Source organism: Ruminococcus sp. AF17-12 (assembly GCF_003479245.1).
Lineage (GTDB): Bacteria > Bacillota > Clostridia > Lachnospirales > Lachnospiraceae > Blautia_A > Blautia_A fusiformis.
The window spans coordinates 120522-138935 of the sequence record NZ_QUGY01000003.1; the positions used below are offsets into that span (position 1 = coordinate 120522).

Below are 18414 nucleotides of genomic sequence, written 5' to 3' on the forward strand. Positions count from 1 at the left end.
AATCAGAGGTAACGGATCTCTACGTGCATTTCGCCCTTTCCATCTGTCTCCATTACTGCATAGCTTGGACGGCGTCCCCGTTGTCTGGGATAAGCCAGACTTCCGGGATTTACCAGAAGCACACCTGCTTCCTTTTCAACAACCGGTACGTGGATATGTCCGAAAAAAGCCGCATTGCATCCCCTTGAGCGGGCAGCTTCTGCCAGCTGATCAAAGGCCATGGATACACCGTAGTAATGACCGTGAGTTACCAGGATCTTATTTCCCTCGACCTCGATCACATCTTCTCTCGGAAGATCCGAGAAAAAATCATTATTTCCGGACACAATACTGCAGGGACATTCTGCAAGGGCTTCGATATAAAATTCTCTGCCTTCCACATCTCCACAATGTACCAGCATGTCAAAAGGAGCCTCCCGATTTATCGCGATCTCCAGGTTTTCATCTCTTCCGTGAGTATCGCTTACGATCAGCACCTTCATACAAGCTCTTCCTTTATAAGGCAAAGAGCTTTTCCACGATGGCTGATCCTGTTCTTTTCTTCCATGGAAAGCTCTGCGGAAGTACAGCCATATTCCGGAAGATAAAAGATCGGGTCATAGCCAAAGCCATTCTCCCCTTTTTCCTCGTAGCCGATGCGGCCTTCCATGGCAGCACGGACTGTCTTTCTTCTGCCATCCGGGAAAGCTACCGCAATAGCACATACAAAACGTGCAGTACGTTTCTCATCGGGTACACCTTCCAGACGCTGGATCAGGTTTGCGTTTTTAATATGATAAGAAGTATCCTCACCCATATAGCGTGCGGAATAGATTCCCGGCTCTTTGTTCAGATAGTCGATCTCCAGACCGGAATCATCTGCCAGAACGATCTCGCCAGTCATTTTACTGATTGCTTCTGCCTTGATCATGGCATTTTCTTCAAAGCTTTTTCCATTTTCATCAATATCCGCATGGATCCCGGCATCCTTCAGGGAAAGGATCTCCAGAGAAGGATCCGCAAGTATCCTTCGGATCTCCTTCATTTTATCCTCATTTCCGGTAGCAAAAATGATCTTTTTCATTCTTTAATACTTCCTTTCTTCGGCGGACGTGGTCCAAGAAACTGGTAATAGTAGGTTTTCATCATTCCGTTATAGATCTTACGGTTTTTATCTGCCTTTCGGCCGATGTCATTCTCTGCCTTGTCATAGGCAGTGATCAGATACATGGACCAGCGATCCAGCCCCTTATAGCTTTCACCGATCTCACGGTACAGTGCAGGGAGATTGGATTTTTCTTCGATCCTCTCACCATATGGCGGATTTGTCACGATAAAACCAAAGGGTTTGGAATGGCGGAGTTCACTGACCGGGCGCTGCTGGAAATGGATCAGTCTGTCCACTCCTGCCATTTTTGCGTTGGCGCGTGCTGCCTTGATGGCAGCTGCATCGATATCAAAGCCCTGGATATCGGTTTCAATATCAAGATTTACACGTTCTCTGGCTTCTTCTCTTGCATCCTCCCAGCATTCCTTCGGGATCAGATGCTCCCAGCTCTCGGCCAGAAAATGACGGTTCAGTCCCGGCGCCATATCCGCTGCCATCATTGCCGCCTCAATAGGAAAGGTGCCGCTTCCGCAGAACGGATCGACAAGAATACGGTCCTTTTTCCATGGAGTGAGCATCAAAAGAGCGCTGGCAAGAGTCTCGGTGATAGGTGCCTTGACAGTCATCTGGCGATACCCTCTCTTATGGAGGGATACTCCTGAAGTGTCGATTCCGATCAGAGCTACGTCTTTCATAAAGGCCACACGGATAGGAAATTCCGGACCGTCTTCCGGAAACCAGGAAATCCCGTAGATGCCTTTGAGACGCTCTACAATGGCTTTTTTCATAATGGACTGGATATCAGATGGACTGAAAAGCTTACTTTTGATGGAGTTTGCCTTGGCTACCCAGAATTTACCGTTTTTCGGTATGTAATTCTCCCATGGGAGAGCCTTGGTCTTTTCAAAAAGCTCATCAAAAGTCTCGGCCTTTACTTCGCCTACTTTCAGAAGCACACGTTCTGTGGTACGAAGGAACAGATTGGCGTCTGCCACACCCTGGGCATCAGCCTCAAAGGTTACTCTTCCGTCTTCCACCCTGGTCACTTCATAGCCAAGATCCAGTATTTCACGCTTCAGCACCGCCTCTGTTCCAAAATGACAGGGCGCCGTTAATTCCCACAGATTCATAAAGTGATCTCCCGTACTGTATTTCCTTCAAAATCTTTAATGGTAAAAATTCCGTTCTCAAGGATTGCATAGGTCGGCGGGTTACCTTCCTTTGGAATGGATACGGAACCTGGGTTCAGAAGGATATAATTCCCCATATTTTCTGCCTTCAGCACATGTGTATGACCGTGGATCAGAATGTCTCCGTCCATCATCGGCGGAAGATTATCCTTATTATAGATATGACCATGTGTGGCGTACATCGTTTTTCCTTCGATGGCAAGGATACAGTAATCTGCCATAACCGGGAAGTCCAGGACCATCTGATCCACCTCTGCCTCACAGTTTCCGCGTACTGCATAGATCTGGTTTTTTCTCTCATTTAAAAGGCGGATGACTTCCTTTGGTGCGTATTCCTTCGGAAGGTCATTTCTTGGTCCGTGATAAAGCAGATCTCCCAGAAGCACCAGTCTCTCCGCCTTCTCCTTGTCATATGCTTCCAGCATTTTCCGGCAGTAATATGCCGAACCATGTACATCGGACGCAAACATATATTTCATAAGCTTTTCTCCTTGTAATTTGTGTTGGTTTTTATCTCTGTTCTTTACATTATCATGATTTCCTTTAAAATACAAGATTTGTTACAGATATGCATTCGCAATCTATTTTGATATCGTCCGCTTTTTTTATCCGCGCACAAGATTTCTCCCTCTGTAGGCTGCAAATCCACCGATCACGGACCTGGTACGACAGCCCTGTCTTGCCAGGCTCCGGGCAGCCTGCATGCTGGCGCCGCCGCGGTCGCAGTAAAATATCAGCAGCTTATCTTTGGGAAAACGATATTTCTGATCCTGTTTTTTCTCAAGATATTCCTCCAACTCTCTGTATGGAATATTTACCGCGTTCCGGACATGTCCCCTTCTGTAGGCGGCAGGATCCCGGAGATCTATGATAACAGCGTCGCTGCGCTCCACATAATAATCCAGCATTTTTGCAGAGATAGTTTCGATCTGAAACATGGAAAAAATCTCCTCTTTTTGGTATATTATATGGAAGCTTCCGGGTGAATGTTCCCTTATATGTATTTAAGCGGGAAAAGCCATCTCTGACTTTTCCCGCTTTTCTTATCCTTTAATATCTGTCAGAGCCTCTGTCCTTCTCAGAATCATATTCATCGGAAATTTTGTTTCCGTAGCTGCTTTTGGAACTGTTTCTGGAAGAATTTCCCGAACTGTTCTTAGAGCTGTTTTTTCCGCAGTTTCTGGAAGCACTTTCCCCGTGATTTTTTCCTGCATAATTAGACTCATTTCTGTCTGTTTCGTAATTTTTCGCCATTTGAATTACCTCCTGATGAAGTTGATTTTACGGCTTTCCGAAGCTTTCTGCCGCTTTTTATTACAGGAAATAGTATCCCAAAAAGTTTGGAGATTATTCGCCAAAATCATATTGCTTTTTTTTCCAGTTTATATTATAATCATTCTTGTAAAAAGAATTTACCCTTCAAAAATTTTTTTTACATAACCCCTTATTTAATTATTTATACTCCCCTCGAAACACCCGGTAGCTCCCCTACCGGGTGTTTCTCTATACAAAAACAAGCCGCCGGATGACGATCACAGTCGCTCCGGCAGCTTGTTTTTTATCCGTTGATCGGATTTACATGCACCATACAGTGCTTTACATCTTTGAATTTATTCTCGATCGTATGATGTACATTTTCCGCAATATCATGTGCATCAAAAAGGGAAATATTTCCATCTGCTGCGATCTCGATATCCACATACATCTTGGATCCGAAAAGACGGGTTTTAAGAAGGTCTACTCTTCTGACGCCCGGTACCTTGAGTATCTCTCTCTTCATGGATTCCTCCGTTTTTGCATCACAGGAATGATCTACCATCTTGTCAATGGCATCCCTGAAAATGTCGATCGATGCCTTGGCGATCATAACACAGATCACGATACTGGCGATCGGGTCCAGGATCGGGTATCCCAGTCTTGCTCCTAAAATACCGACAAAAGCTCCGATAGAGGAAAGTGCATCTGAACGATGGTGCCATGCATCTGCCATCAGGGCTCCTGAATTGATCTTCTTTGCAGCACCTCTTGTATACCAGAACATCCACTCTTTTACCACAATGGATACCACTGCTGCAATCAGTGCAAGTGTTCCCGGAATGGCAATGGTTCCGCCGGATGTGCTTTTTACGATATCACGGGCACCGGTAATTCCGATCCCAAGACCAGTGACAAGCAGCATTCCTGCAAGGACAATGGAAGAGACACACTCCATTCTTTCATGTCCGTACTGGTGCTCTTTGTCTGATTTCTTTGTAGAAAGACGGACACCGATGATTACGATGAAGGTGCTTCCCACATCTGATGCAGAATGAATGGCATCCGAGATCATCGCTCCTGAATGTGCCACAATACCTGCGATCAGTTTAAATACTGATAATAAAAGGTTTACCAGAATACTGATCCCGGATACCTTCATTGCTGTCTGCTGTTCCCATGAAGCTGTTTTTTCTGTATCATGTATAATTGTTTTGTTTTCTGTGTGTTCCATAAACAGAATCTCCTTTTAAATATATGATCAGGTTCTTCTTATGGCACAACATTTTCCGTGAAAAAACCGGCGGTTCCTTCACTACTCGCTGCAGTGCGATTTTCCGCCGGTGTTCTTTCTTTTCTGTATAGGGATATCCCAGCTTCTACCTTCTGTTCCATCCATATTTTGCAGTAAAAAAGACATACCTGCGAAACATACACTGTCCCGCAGATATGTCTGAAAGCAAAGTCACATTCTGCTTCACCTCATATTCCGTGAATGCAGGTTCTTTGCAATTACGTTTAAATCCATATCCGCTGCCGCTTCCTGCGGCCCGGCCCCATGCCTTCGATAAATATTTTCGATTCCGAAAAGCATCGCCTGCTCAGTTTGTACTGTTGATCTCGCATCCTGTTCGAATGTAATGCAGTGCAAAGAGAATTTTTACAGTCTTACGGGTCTCCCGCTTAACTTCTCAGAAAGGATACACCATATGTCCTCTGTTAGTCAAGCCAAAGTTTTTTATTTTACAGGTAGATATCTTCAACTTTCTGTTTATTCCATGTCTGGAAACATGCTTCGCACTGCACAGTTCTATATCAAATAATAGATCTTCAGTTGTTTGTCAAAAAACCGGGAGCGGATAAATCCGCTCCCGGTTAAGTCTACGATCTGTATTCAGTTGGAATGACTGATTATGCCTGCGGGCCGGCTGCAACGAGTGCTTTACCAGCTGCATTTCCTTCATATTTAGCAAAGTTCTTAACGAATCTTGCAGCAAGATCTTTAGCCTTTGTCTCCCACTCTGCAGCATCTGCATATGTGTCACGTGGGTCAAGGATTGCAGGATCTACGCCCGGAAGCTCTGTCGGAACCTCGAAGTTGAAGAATGGGATCTTCTTTGTCGGAGCTTTAAGGATAGATCCGTCAAGGATAGCATCGATGATACCACGAGTATCTTTGATGGAGATACGTTTTCCAGTTCCATTCCATCCTGTGTTAACGAGGTATGCTTTCGCACCGCTCTTCTCCATTCTCTTAACGAGCTCCTCAGCATATTTTGTCGGATGAAGCTCAAGGAATGCCTGTCCGAAGCATGCGGAGAATGTAGGAGTAGGCTCTGTGATTCCACGCTCTGTACCAGCAAGTTTAGCTGTGAATCCGGAAAGGAAGTAGTACTGTGTCTGCTCCGGTGTCAGGATAGATACTGGAGGAAGTACGCCGAATGCATCTGCGGACAGGAAGATAACCTCTTTCGCTGCCGGTGCAGAAGATACAGGGCGAACAATGTTCTCGATGTGGTTGATCGGGTAAGAAACACGTGTGTTCTCTGTTACGCTCTTGTCAGCGAAGTCGATCTTGCCCTCAGCATCAAGTGTTACGTTCTCAAGAAGAGCGTTTCTCTTGATCGCATTGTAGATGTCCGGCTCAGACTCTTTGTCAAGGTTGATAACCTTAGCGTAGCATCCACCCTCGAAGTTGAATACTCCGTTGTCATCCCAGCCATGCTCGTCATCACCGATCAGAAGACGCTTAGGATCTGTGGAAAGTGTTGTCTTACCTGTTCCGGAAAGACCGAAGAAGATTGCTGTGTTCTCTCCGTTAAGGTCTGTGTTTGCAGAGCAGTGCATGGAAGCGATGCCCTTAAGCGGCAGATAGTAGTTCATCATGGAGAACATACCTTTCTTCATCTCTCCGCCGTACCATGTATTAACGATAACCTGCTCACGGCTTGTAATGTTGAACATTACAGCTGTCTCAGAGTTCAGTCCTAATTCTTTGTAGTTCTCAACTTTAGCCTTGGATGCGTTGTAAACAACGAAATCCGGCTCAAAGTTCTCAAGCTCCTCAGCTGTCGGCTGAATGAACATGTTTGTTACGAAGTGTGCCTGCCATGCAACCTCAACGATGAAACGGATAGCCATACGTGTGTCTTTGTTAGCTCCGCAGAATGCATCTACTACGAAAAGTTTCTTGTTGGAAAGCTCCTTCTTGGCAAGATCTTTAACTGCATTCCATGCTTCCTGAGTTGCCGGATGGTTATCGTTCTTGTACTCATCGGATGTCCACCAAACTGTGTCCTTGGAGTTCTCATCCATAACGATATATTTGTCTTTAGGGGAACGTCCTGTGTAGATACCTGTCATTACATTGACAGCACCAAGCTCACTGACCTGACCCTTCTCAAATCCTTCAAGCTCCGGTTTGGTCTCTTCCTCAAATAATGTCTCGTAGGAAGGATTGTACACGATCTCAGTTGTTCCGGTAATACCATACTTTGTTAAATCGATTTTTGCCATCTTAACATTTACCTCTCTTCTTTAATAGTAATTATGATAGCCACCTACTGCTGCAGGTTTTTGTCATCCTGCCATAGGAATTGGTCATTCCAACATCCCTATCCACAATTATACATAAATTGTACGTAAAAGCAACCAAAAAAATTCATTTTCCGCAAAAAAATGATAAATCTTTAACAGTGACGTTTTGGTACTGTCAGATTTTACTCCATCTATACTTGACTTTTTCAGAATAATGGCTACAATATATCTGATTATAGTTATTATATATATTTATAATAGTAACTATATGATTTTAATATATAGAAAGAAGTGATTTCTATGTCAGATATTCTGATCAAACGTAATCATATGGAAATCCCTTGGCACAACTACGTAAGTACCAGGAACAGCCAGCCCATTACCGAAGCTTCTCTTTCCGAAAAAGCTTCCCTGATCGGCCGTACAGGCATGATGCTTCTCTCCTGTGGGACCGGTGCCTGGCGGGTACGGAGTTCCATGAATACATTGTCAGAAGCACTTGGTATCACCTGTTCCGCAGATATCGGACTGATGTCTATAAGCTACACCTGCTTTGACGGTGAGAGCAGTTTTTCCCATGCACTTAGTCTGACTACCACCGGCGTAAATACTTCCAGACTGAACAGGCTGGAACATTTTGTCAGTGATTTTCCTGCGGAGGGTATCCATATGAGCGGTGAAGCACTGCACAGTCAGTTAGATGAGATCGAGCGGATCCACGGGCTTTATTCCCCTGCAGCCCTGGGACTGGCTTCTGCACTGGCCTGTGGTGCATTTACTTTTCTTCTGGGCGGTGGCCCGCTGGAAATGATCCTGGCTTTTGCAGGCGCAGGCATCGGAAACGCCATCCGCTGCAAGCTTGGCAAGCATCATTTTACTCTGTTTATGTGCATTGCAGTTTCTGTTTCCTCCGCCTGTCTTGTATATGCAGGCTTCCTGAAGCTGGCAGAGCTTCTGTTCCACATTTCCGTCCAGCATGAGGCCGGGTACATCTGTTCCATGCTGTTTATTATTCCGGGCTTTCCGTTTATCACAAGCGGGATCGACCTTGCCAAGCTGGATATGCGTTCCGGTCTGGAACGACTGGCCTACGCCATTATTGTTGTAATGGTGGCTGCTGTCTCTGCCTGGCTGATGGCACTGCTTCTTCATCTGAAGCCTGTGGATTTCCTGCCTCTGGAGCTTTCGGCAGCTCAGAGGATCCTGTTCCGGCTTCTGGCAAGCTTCTGCGGGGTATTCGGCTTTTCGGTCATGTTCAACAGCCCTGTCCGTCTAGCCGCAGCTGCCGCATTCATCGGCGCACTGTCCAACACTTTACGTCTGGAGCTTGTTGATCTTGCCGGTTTCCCACCTGCTGCCGCGGCTTTTTTCGGAGCACTGACAGCCGGACTTCTGGCCTCCCTCATTAAAACCAAAGTGGGATATCCCAGGATTTCCATTACCGTACCATCCATTGTGATCATGGTTCCCGGACTTTATCTCTACCGGGCAATCTACAATCTGGGAATCATGTCCCTGAATGTTTCCGCCTCCTGGTTTGCAGCTGCGATTCTGATCATCGTTGCTCTTCCCCTGGGCCTTATTTTCGCCAGGATCCTTACGGACAAAATGTTCCGCTACTGCACCTAATTGGCATACAAAAAGGACTGCTTTCTGTAGCTTCCGGTCATCAGCTATCCTTCTGATAACCGGAGCAATACAAAAGCAGTCCTTTTTTGTACATTCTATTTCATTACGATCTCATCCGCGATCCCGATCATTTTTTCCAAGCGGTCCGCAAATTTATGGATGGGGAGAAAAACGCCCAGTCCGTCATAACGTTTTCCACCATCCTCCACAGAATCCTGCCCATAATATACAAAGGCTCTTGGAAGCTTCTTCTGAATTGCCATCATGATATCCCATACAGCCGCATAGGCCTGTGCCTCCGTTTCCTTTTCCCTTACGCTGTCCGGAAGCTCATACACCAGCAGCACACCGATATGTTCGCCCATTTTGTACTCTTCTACTTCCATGGTATCTTCATCATAGGCATGGCGCTTCCGGTAGCCATACGCCAGATACATCTTTACGCCCTGCTTCTCCCTGTATATCCTGCGGAACCGGTCGTAATCCCTATCACTTACATGAATTCCCTTTTCCCGCAGAAAATTTCCTTTTTCATCTGTGAGAAACACCGGATTCTCCTGTCCATCTGCATTGAACCTGAACGGTGCCAGAAAAGAATTTCGCAGAAGATCAAACATACTGTTCTGGCAGATCGCCATAAGGAGAGCTGTCAGATCACGGTTTTTATATGCGTCCAGCAATGCATAGGCGAATTTTTCCGGAGGAAGATATCCGCATTCTATGTCTGTATCCGCATCCATGGATTCATAGAAGGTCTCCGTCAGCCGTCTGCACGCCTCCGGATCCTTCAGGATCTTTTCAAATAAAAGCTCCGCCTTTTCCTCTCTTGGGAATAATGTGCTGTTTTCCACAATTCCTCACCCTTTCTAATCTCTATGTTTACTGGAAAACATCAGAATAAAGCTGATCAGAAGCAAAACATCCGATACCCAGATTGCCGGGATCCCCAGCCTCATGGACAGATTTCCTCCGCCACCGGCTCCAATGGCAAAAAAGAAAATTATTCCGAAATAATAAAGAGCCTGCTTCAGCTGTTCCGGACGTTTTTCACGACAATACACGGACAACGCCGCCGTGCCGCTTCGTAAATTTCCGATGCACATGGTGCTTGCATAGGAATAACCGCCCACCTTCCGGAAGGTCTGTACCTGCATGGCGCAGGAAAAGGATACCAGTACGGTTGCCAGCATATCCAATTCTCCCGGCATAAATCCCACCACAAAAAGGATCAGGATCTCGATCAGCAGGATCATCTGCCTCCAGTGAAGTTTTTTTGCATATTTAAAGGTACTCTGGATCCGCTCCGCCGCTACAACCCCAATGGCAAAGGCTAAAACAGGAAACAGATACCTTAAACCGTCTCCCCACTGTCCTGTCATAAAATTTTGGCTCATCAGAACCACGTTGCCTGTCTGGGCGTTGGAAAACACCTCATCTCTTGTAAAGTATGTGTAGGCATCCTGAAATCCGCCGGACATTGCCAGAAATACACTTGTGATAAAAGCTTCTGACATCTGCCGGTCTGCGCTCTGCAGCTTTCTGCCTCCTGAAACCACTCTAAATCACTCCTGTCATTGATTTTTTTCCTCGGGTGTATTATAGTTTGCTCAGAAGCAAATGTAAAAAGTATTATTAATATCGTAAACATATTAAAATCATATCACAGGATGGAGACAATACATGATCACTTACGACTACTACCGGATCTTTTATTATGTAGCCCAGTATAAGAGCTTTACCAAGGCAGCAAGAGCTCTTCACAACAACCAGCCAAATATCACCCGCTGTATGAACAACCTGGAGCAGGAGCTGAAATGTACGCTCTTTCTCCGCTCCAACAAGGGAATCGCACTTACACCGGAAGGCCGCCAGCTTTATGAACACGTTGCCCTGGCTTTTGAGCAGCTGTCCATCGGCGAGGAGGAAATCCGCCAGAACGGAGAGCTGGAGCATGGTCTGGTTTCCATCGGCGCCAGCGAAAATGCCCTGCGTCTGATCCTTCTGGAAAAGCTGGAGCTGTTCCGCGAGCAATATCCCCATGTTCGCCTGCGCCTCTTTAACCATTCTACTCCTCAGGCAGTACAGGCACTGAAAAATTATGCGGTGGATTTCGCTATTGTCACCACTCCGATCTCCATCCGCAAGCCCTTACAGAAAAAAAGTCTCCTGCGTTACCGGGAGATCCTTGTATGCGGAAGCAAATATAAGGATCTGACCACTGCCCCTATCAGCATCCATGAGCTTCAGGATCTGCCCTTTGTAGGTCTTGCGGAAGGGACCAGCACCAGAGAAATGTATATGAATTACTTTATGGAAAACCGTGTTTCTTTTCATCCTGACATCGAGGCAGCAACTACAGACCAGGTCCTTCCCATGATCGTCCACAATCTGGGAATCGGCTTTTACCCCGAGCCCCTTGCCCGGGAAGTGATCAATGACGGGAAGATTTTTGCCCTTCAGCTTAAAGAGCCGCTCCCCCAGAGGGAAGTCTGCTTAGTCACAAACAGCAGTACTACCATGAGTACTGCTGTCAAAAAAGCCATTGAATTTATTGTGTAAATCTCTGAGACTGATCAGCCATTTATGCTTATTGTTCCACTGTCCGCTCAATATGCATGGCAAGATAACCAATTTCAATAGGATCCAGCTCTTTACCCAGGCTTTTGCCCAGGCTCTCGCAGACATCCTCTGCGATCCTGTAGGATTCCGGATATTTTTCTTCTATATATTCATTCATATCCAGCTTCAGTGTCTCCCCTGTGGAGACACGGGCTACCATATATTTGATATGGTTCATCATACGGTTGTAGGACAGGGAGATCACATCGATCTTTCTTCCTGTGGCCATCTCGATCATGGCGATACATTCCCGTACCGTTCTTGCTGTCTGCATGGCAATAGACACCTTTTCATCTCCAAGTGCTGAGTGAATATGAAGTGCCACATATCCCACCTCATGCTCGTCGATCTCAATATCCATCCGCTCCTTCAGGATCTTCTTCAATACCTCCGCCACCTTGAATTCGCTGTAAAAAAGCACCTTGATATCCTCAGTCAGGGGATTGCTGATCTGCTCATGATTCCGGATACGTCCCACTGCAAAGGAAATATGATCGGCAAGGGGAAACAGGATCCTTCTGTCTATGGTATCCCCAAAGGTCTTCTCAGCTTCTCTCAATATCTCATCTGCGATCTCCAGAAATTCCGGTGCTACGCTCTTTGCCAGTTCTTTTGCTGAGCCACGTTCTGTCTCCTGAGCCAGCCTGTAAATGGTACAGTCTGCCGGAGCCTCAAAACGCTGGCTGACCTTCTTTCCAAATCCCACACCTTTTCCCAGAAGTACATATTCCTGGTTTTCTTCCATATTTATGGCAATGATGCCGTTATTGTTCAATACCTTGCTCACTCTGTACATCTTTTTCCCCACCATTTTTATATATCCTGCTGCTTTTCCACATTCCACCACTGTCTGCCCCGGATTTTCAGTCGACATTTTTGTCTGCAGCTGTTGATTTTCTTTATCGTAACAGAATCTTTCTTTTGTGTAAAGCCCTTCTGATAGACAGTTATTTTCTTTGCCACAGGAAAAGCGCGCCCGGGCATTAGGCGCGCTTTTCACAAAACCAATCCTCTATATTATTGCTGAAAAATTTCCTATTCTTCCACAGTCTCTACTGCGAACAGCGGCTCTCCTGCCTTGATCTCTCCATTGGCAAGAAGGCGTACTCTCTGATTATCCTCGATCTCTGTGCAAAGGATCGGAGAACATAAGGACGGAGCGTTTTCTGTAAGATACGGGATGTCAATCTTCATCAACGGCTCGCCTTTTTTTACATGCTGTCCCTGCTCTACCAGGATCTCGAAGCCTTTTCCTTCCAGCTTTACAGTGTCAATGCCGATATGGAGGAGCATAGGAAGATCTGTATCTGTCTGGAATCCGATGGCATGCTTTGTGTCAAAAATAAACTCTACCTCGCCATCTTCCGGAGCACAGATCACCGGGTCCTTCGGTGTGACTACAGCACCCTCTCCCATCATTCCTTCCGCAAAGCCTTCATCCGGCGCTGTGGAAAGATCTGCGGCGATACCGGTTACCGGGCTGTAGACAATCGCTGTTCTGAGAATCTTTTTCTCCGGCTGCGTGTTGGCTTCGGATGTCGGAGCTGTGTTCTGAGCAGCCTCACCTGTACTTTCTGCTGTACGCTCTGTATCAGACTGAGCCTGATTTTCCGCATTGTCTGTTTCTTTCTCATTTGCACCTTCAAAATATTCATTCGGCGCTGTCTCCAGATAATCCTCCAGCTTGGATTTGATCACAGTTACCTGCGGACCGTAGATGATCTGCACGCCCTGGCCCTTTTTCACGATTCCTCTGGATCCTGTTGTTTTCAGAATGTCGTCGTTGACTCTTGCAGCATCATGGACAGTGATACGAAGTCTTGTTGCACAGCAGTCCACATCACTGATGTTTTTCTTTCCGCCAAGGCCGGCTGTGATGGCTTCGCTTACCGGATCTGCGGATGTGCTTCCTGCTGCTTCACCGGATTTACCGGCTTCTTTTCTTGCGTTTACATCTGCTTTTGTATAAAGCTTTGTTTCTGTGTCGTCATCCTCACGTCCCGGAGTCTTAAAGTCAAACTTTTTGATCAGGAAAGTAAAGATCACATAGTAGAGAATAAAGTAAATAATACCAACCGGGATAATTCTGAGCCAGCTTGTCTTTTCATTTCCCTGAAGGATTCCGAACAGGAACAGATCAAGAAAACCGCCTGAAAACGTAAGTCCTACCGCAATGTTCAGCATATGTGCAATCATATAAGCCGCACCTGCAAGAACAACCTGTACTGCAAACAGTGCAGGGGCTACAAACAGGAAGGAGAACTCCAGTGGCTCTGTGATTCCTGTAAGCATACATGCAAGAGCTGCGGAAAGAAGAAGTCCACCTGCTGCTTTTTTCTTCTCAGGCTTTGCACAGCGATACATGGCAAGAGCTGCTCCCGGAAGGCCGAAGATCATGAAAATGAACTCTCCGGAAAAATATCTTGTTGCATCTGCGCTGAAATGTGCTACATTTGCGGAATCCGCAAGCTGGGCGAAAAAGATGTTCTGTCCACCCTGTACCATCTGGCCTGCAACCTCCATAGTTCCGCCAACGGCAGTCTGCCAGAATGGCATATAAAATACGTGATGAAGTCCGAAGGGGATCAGCGCACGTTTGATAATACCAAAGATCAGAGTTCCAATATAGCCGCTGCCTGTTACAAGACCGCCCAGAGCATAAATACCGTTCTGAACTGCCGGCCATACGAAATACATCAGGATTCCCACAAACATATATACAATGGTGGAAATGATGGGCACAAATCTGGAACCGCCGAAGAAGGAAAGTGCGTTTGGAAGCACGATCTTATGAAAACGGTTGTGCAAAGCTGCAACACCAAGGCCGACGATGATACCGCCAAACACCCCCATCTGTAAGGACTGGATGCCGCAGACAGAGGTTACAGTACCTTCCAGAACGCTTTTTGCGATCTGTCCGTCTGCTGTGATCTTACCATTTACTACCAGCATACCATTGATGGCTACATTCATAACGAAGTAAGCGATCAGTGCAGAAAGAGCTGCTACCTCTTTCTCTTTTTTTGCCATACCGATGGCCACACCTACTGCAAAGATCAGCGGCAGGTTATCAAATACCGCGCTTCCGACTTTGTTCATAATGATCAGGAGTGCATGTAAAATTGTTCCGTCTCCCAGAATCTTCTGAAGTCCGTAGGTTGCAATGGTTGTTTCATTTGTGAAGGAACTGCCGAATCCAAGAAGCAGGCCTGCCACAGGAAGGATTGCTATGGGAAGCATAAAGGAACGTCCCACTCGCTGCAAAACTCCGAAAATCTTGTCTTTCATGTTTTCTCTCCTTTTCTTTCGACGTTTTGGAGCGGGAGTCTTTTAAGTGGGCAACAAAAAAAGACACCAACCCCCATAAACGTCAAATAATAACATTTATGACTGGTTAATGCCTGCTTATCAGTTACACACCAAATCTGAAATACACTATACGGGTTTTGTTCTTCTGTGTCAAGGAGTAATTTGATTTTTTCCCAAAAAGATATCTCCTCATATCACTATCCGCTCCGTTGCCAGCAATCCCTCGCGGAATATTACCTGTGAACAGCAGCCATATAGCTTCTATTCTCAGAAAGTATGCAGAAACGAAACAGACTGGAAATTCACTTATCTTGACTTTATTCTTACTTATGATAAGATGAACATAGAATGTCAAGCAGCAATGTTTTTTGCCCAGACAACACTATACATTTCATAAAAACGGAGGTACTTTTCCGATGAATACCATCAAGAAATTCATCCACTACTACGGCCCGTACAAAACGGTCTTTTTTATTGACCTGATCTGTGCAGCCGTTATCAGTCTGGTAGATCTTGCTTATCCCCAGATTCTTCGTACTATGACAAAAACTCTCTTTACACAGGATAAGGATATTATTCTTCATGCCCTCCCTGTGATTGCAGCTTCTCTTTTTGTTATGTACATTGTGCAGAGTCTCTGCAAATATTATGTAACCTATCAGGGACATATGATGGGTGCAAAGATGGAACGTGATATGCGCCGGGAGCTTTTTGACCATTACCAGGAGCTGTCTTTTTCCTATTACAGTAGGAATAATTCCGGTCAGATGATGAGCAAGCTGGTCAGTGACCTTTTTGACATTTCCGAGTTTGCACATCATGGTCCTGAGAATCTTTTTATCTCTCTGGTAAAGATCGTCGGTGCTTTTATCTTCTTGGTCTTTATCAACAAGAAGCTTGCACTGCCGCTGATCCTCCTGGTGATCGTAATGTTTGTGTTTTCCTTCCGCCAGAATGCAAAAATGCAGGAAACCTTCATGGAAAACCGTCGTAAGATCGGAGATGTAAATGCCAGTCTTCAGGATACGCTTTCCGGAATCCGCGTGGTGCAGTCCTTCGCAAACGAGGACATCGAACGTGCCAAATTTAAGAAAAGCAATGAAGCGTTCCTTGTTTCCAAAAGAGATAATTATCACTGCATGGGAAGCTTCATGAGTTCCAATCTTTTCTTCCAGGGCATGATGTACCTGGTAACTCTTGTTTACGGCGGTTATCTGATCGCTCAGGGTGAAATGCAGACTGCAGATCTTGCCATGTATGCCCTGTATATCGGAATCTTTATCAGCCCCATTCAGATCCTGGTGGAACTTGTGGAAATGATGCAGAAGGGTCTTTCCGGTTTCCGCCGTTTCCTGGATGTGATGGAAACAGAATCCGAGATCCAGGATGCAGACAACGCTGCGGAGCTTACGGACGTGAAAGGACATGTGCGTTACGACCATGTTTCTTTTCATTACAGCGATGATGAAACTCCTGTGCTTTCCGATATCTCTATTGATATCCCGGCTGGAAAATCCATTGCCCTGGTGGGACCTTCCGGAAGCGGAAAAACCACGATCTGCTCTCTCCTGCCCAGATTTTATGATGTGACCGGCGGTTCCATTACTGTAGACGGAAAGGATATCCGCGGGCTGACTCTTAAGAGCCTTCGAAGCCAGATCGGTATGGTACAGCAGGATGTCTATCTTTTTGATGGAACCATCAAGGATAATATTGCCTACGGAAAGCCCGGAGCTTCCGATGAAGAGATCATCAAAGCCGCCAAATGTGCGAGTATCCATGACTTTATCATGGAGCTTCCGGATAAATACGGCACTTATGTCGGAGAACGTGGCACACGCCTTTCCGGCGGACAGAAGCAGCGGATCTCCATTGCACGTGTATTCCTTAAGAATCCTCCGATCCTGATCCTGGATGAGGCCACCAGCGCTCTGGATAACGAAAGCGAACGTTGGATTCAGAAGAGTCTGGAGGAACTTTCAAAAAATCGTACTACCATTACGATCGCGCACCGGCTTTCTACGATCCGTGATGCGGATGAGATCATTGTGATCACGGAGGAGGGTATCGCCGAAAGAGGCACTCATGCTGAACTGCTTGAGAAGAATGGATTGTATGCTGCATATTACAATATGTAGAAAGATACGAGGGAGGCGCTTCGCTGTCCCACTGAGATTTTTATAGGGCAAAATAAAAGGCTGCTGTATACCTTATCAATAGTGATATAGATATATAGCAGTCTTTTTATTTGTCAATTACTATCTTTTCAAAAAATTCAATCAAAGATTACAGCAGATAAACCGGAAGCTCGTCTTTAATTCCTACTGGCTGGTTGTTGTCCGGCTCATCTTTCTTTGGGGTGAGGAATTTGGCCTGGAGTTCGTCGGCGTTTCCTCCGCTGATCACGTTCTGGGCTACAGTTCCTGTTGTTTCTGCTGCAGCTGTTTTCTTTGCTGCGGTTTTACGTGCTGTTGTTTTTCTGGTAGTGGTTTTCTTTGCTGTTGTTTTTGTTGCGGCTGCTTTCTTTGCTGTGGTCTTCTTTGCAGGAGCTTTGGCTGCTGTTTTCTTTGCTGTAGTTTTTTCTGCCGCTTTTTCAGCTGTTTCAGCTTTTACCTCTGACGGCTTCTCTGCTGCTTTAACCTCAGCCTCTTTTACCTCTGTTTTTGTTTCTGTTTTGGATGCTTTTTCTGCATTTACTGCTCTTGCGATGCTTGCTTTACCTACTGACACGATTCATTACCTCCTCTGCCAATGCTATGTACTCTTTTGCGCTGCGGCTGCTTTTTTTGAACTCCACAACTGGTTCACTGCTGTCCTGGGACCATTCGATGGAGCTGTCTACACGGATAAAAGATTCGAAAAGATAGATTCCTTCCATTTCTTTCAGTGTTTCCATAGTCTGTTTGAAATAATTCTTTCTGGCATCTGCCTTGGTTACTACGATTCCCAAAACCTTTAAATCCGGAGCGATCTCCCTGACTTCATTGAGGAAATCAAACATATTTGCAAGACCAAACATACCCCACGGACTTGCCTCTACCGGAACAAGAACATAATCGGATGCACATAAAATATTCATCACCCAGCCGCCAAGAGTAGGCGGTGCATCAATGAGAATGTAATCGTACACTCCGGAATCTTTAACCTTCTGCAGACATTTCCGCAGGATAAACTCTCTCTGCCATTTTGTAAAAAGCTCATATTCCACGGAGCTCATCAGCGTAGACGACGGAACCAGATCCAGATTCTCATACTTCGTATGCACGATAAAATCGCTGAGATCCGACTGATGACCGATAGCATAGTAGAGATTCTTTTCCCCTGCTGCCATCTCAAGCACTTCTTCCTCCGAAAAAAAAGAAAGGGAAAGATTCAGCTGCATATCACCGTCTACCATCAGTACCTTCTTACCCATGCCGGCCAGTGCCGCTCCCACATTGGAACAGCTGGTGGACTTTCCGCTGCCGCCCTTATTATTTGCAAAACAGATCGTTACTGTATTTCCCATTACAGCCTCCCGACAACATAATTTCGTATTTTCTGTCACTTGCCCTTATTATAATATAACGTTCTCCTAAAAACAAGCACATCCCCCATAAAACCACGAAAACCGACAAAATAACCTCACATAAAACAACAGTATATACACCCAAAAACAGCAGGTTCCGGATCACTCCGAAAACCTGCTGTCCTGATTCGCTGACTATTATTATTTTACGATAAAAGATTTTCTCTTGCTGACAACATCGAAGATAACCGCTGCCAGAAGAACCATACCTTTAACAACCT

General features: G+C 45.7%; 17 protein-coding genes and 1 riboswitch. Of the genes, 3 read left to right on the top strand and 14 right to left on the bottom strand.

From position 1 onward, the window contains the following. Positions 1-2: 2 nt before the first annotated feature. The 8 genes from DWW77_RS04230 to pckA all read right to left on the bottom strand — a co-directional run bounded on the left by DWW77_RS04230 (position 3) and on the right by pckA (position 7047). On the bottom strand, positions 3-482 hold the full coding sequence (locus tag DWW77_RS04230; RefSeq protein ID WP_021650292.1) for a metallophosphoesterase family protein: 480 nt from the start codon (positions 480-482) through the stop codon (positions 3-5). Next, positions 479-1063 carry an XTP/dITP diphosphatase gene (locus tag DWW77_RS04235; RefSeq protein ID WP_118608105.1) on the bottom strand — a complete coding sequence of 195 codons (585 nt, stop codon included), beginning with the start codon at positions 1061-1063 and terminating at the stop codon, positions 479-481. Before DWW77_RS04235 ends, DWW77_RS04230 begins: the two co-directional genes overlap by 4 nt. Beyond that, complete coding sequence (locus tag DWW77_RS04240) at positions 1060-2217, bottom strand: THUMP domain-containing class I SAM-dependent RNA methyltransferase (RefSeq protein WP_021650290.1); 1158 nt, start codon at positions 2215-2217, stop codon at positions 1060-1062. Before DWW77_RS04240 ends, DWW77_RS04235 begins: the two co-directional genes overlap by 4 nt. Next, entirely contained in the window at positions 2214-2756 is a 543-nt protein-coding gene (yfcE, locus tag DWW77_RS04245; protein ID WP_022426532.1) for a phosphodiesterase, read from the bottom strand. Before yfcE ends, DWW77_RS04240 begins: the two co-directional genes overlap by 4 nt. Before the next feature lie 126 nt (positions 2757-2882). Further along, the gene (locus DWW77_RS04250) at positions 2883-3215 is read right to left on the bottom strand and encodes a rhodanese-like domain-containing protein (protein ID WP_022426533.1); all 333 of its coding nucleotides are present in this window, start codon (positions 3213-3215) and stop codon (positions 2883-2885) included. A gap of 112 nt (positions 3216-3327) precedes the next feature. Further along, entirely contained in the window at positions 3328-3531 is a 204-nt protein-coding gene (locus DWW77_RS04255) for a hypothetical protein (RefSeq protein ID WP_022426534.1), read from the bottom strand. Positions 3532-3835: 304 nt separating this feature from the next. Beyond that, positions 3836-4765 (bottom strand): cation diffusion facilitator family transporter, encoded by a 930-nt coding sequence (locus tag DWW77_RS04260; RefSeq protein WP_059086782.1) that lies wholly within the window; start codon positions 4763-4765, stop codon positions 3836-3838. 200 nt (positions 4766-4965) lie between these two features. Continuing rightward, positions 4966-5146: riboswitch (NiCo riboswitch) on the bottom strand. 296 nt (positions 5147-5442) lie between these two features. Beyond that, positions 5443-7047, bottom strand: coding sequence for a phosphoenolpyruvate carboxykinase (ATP) (gene pckA, locus DWW77_RS04265; RefSeq protein ID WP_015526024.1), 1605 nt, complete (start codon positions 7045-7047; stop codon positions 5443-5445). A 321-nt stretch (positions 7048-7368) separates the two neighbouring features. On the opposite strand from pckA, the gene DWW77_RS04270 reads away from it, so the two are divergent. Further along, positions 7369-8697, top strand: coding sequence for a threonine/serine exporter family protein (locus DWW77_RS04270; RefSeq protein WP_059086780.1), 1329 nt, complete (start codon positions 7369-7371; stop codon positions 8695-8697). Positions 8698-8792: 95 nt separating this feature from the next. Here DWW77_RS04270 and DWW77_RS04275 read toward each other — a convergent pair whose 3' ends face one another. Both DWW77_RS04275 and DWW77_RS04280 read right to left on the bottom strand, forming a co-directional pair. Continuing rightward, on the bottom strand, positions 8793-9548 hold the full coding sequence (locus tag DWW77_RS04275) for a DUF4866 domain-containing protein (RefSeq protein WP_173739789.1): 756 nt from the start codon (positions 9546-9548) through the stop codon (positions 8793-8795). 15 nt (positions 9549-9563) lie between these two features. Beyond that, positions 9564-10253, bottom strand: a complete 690-nt coding sequence (locus DWW77_RS04280; protein WP_330605164.1) for a YoaK family protein — start codon at positions 10251-10253, stop codon at positions 9564-9566. Between the two features lie 124 nt (positions 10254-10377). Here DWW77_RS04280 and DWW77_RS04285 point away from each other — a divergent pair, with 124 nt between their 5' ends. Further along, a complete protein-coding gene (locus tag DWW77_RS04285; protein WP_092070206.1) occupies positions 10378-11256 on the top strand; it encodes a LysR family transcriptional regulator in 879 nt (292 codons plus the stop codon). 28 nt (positions 11257-11284) lie between these two features. Here the strand turns inward: DWW77_RS04285 and DWW77_RS04290 are convergent, their stop codons facing one another. Then, on the bottom strand, positions 11285-12190 hold the full coding sequence (locus DWW77_RS04290; RefSeq protein ID WP_502696222.1) for a PRD domain-containing protein: 906 nt from the start codon (positions 12188-12190) through the stop codon (positions 11285-11287). A 161-nt stretch (positions 12191-12351) separates the two neighbouring features. Then, positions 12352-14604: a PTS sugar transporter subunit IIABC gene (locus DWW77_RS04295; RefSeq protein WP_118608106.1), complete on the bottom strand. Its 2253-nt coding sequence runs from the start codon at positions 14602-14604 to the stop codon at positions 12352-12354. Between the two features lie 437 nt (positions 14605-15041). Here DWW77_RS04295 and DWW77_RS04300 point away from each other — a divergent pair, with 437 nt between their 5' ends. After that, positions 15042-16763 carry an ABC transporter ATP-binding protein gene (locus DWW77_RS04300; protein WP_118608107.1) on the top strand — a complete coding sequence of 574 codons (1722 nt, stop codon included), beginning with the start codon at positions 15042-15044 and terminating at the stop codon, positions 16761-16763. 148 nt (positions 16764-16911) lie between these two features. On the opposite strand, the gene DWW77_RS17930 is transcribed toward DWW77_RS04300, so the two are convergent. Both DWW77_RS17930 and DWW77_RS04310 read right to left on the bottom strand, forming a co-directional pair. Next, positions 16912-17355: a hypothetical protein gene (locus tag DWW77_RS17930; protein ID WP_021650455.1), complete on the bottom strand. Its 444-nt coding sequence runs from the start codon at positions 17353-17355 to the stop codon at positions 16912-16914. Next, entirely contained in the window at positions 17342-18133 is a 792-nt protein-coding gene (locus DWW77_RS04310) for a ParA family protein (protein ID WP_015526030.1), read from the bottom strand. Before DWW77_RS04310 ends, DWW77_RS17930 begins: the two co-directional genes overlap by 14 nt. Between the last annotated feature and the right edge of the window lie 281 nt (positions 18134-18414).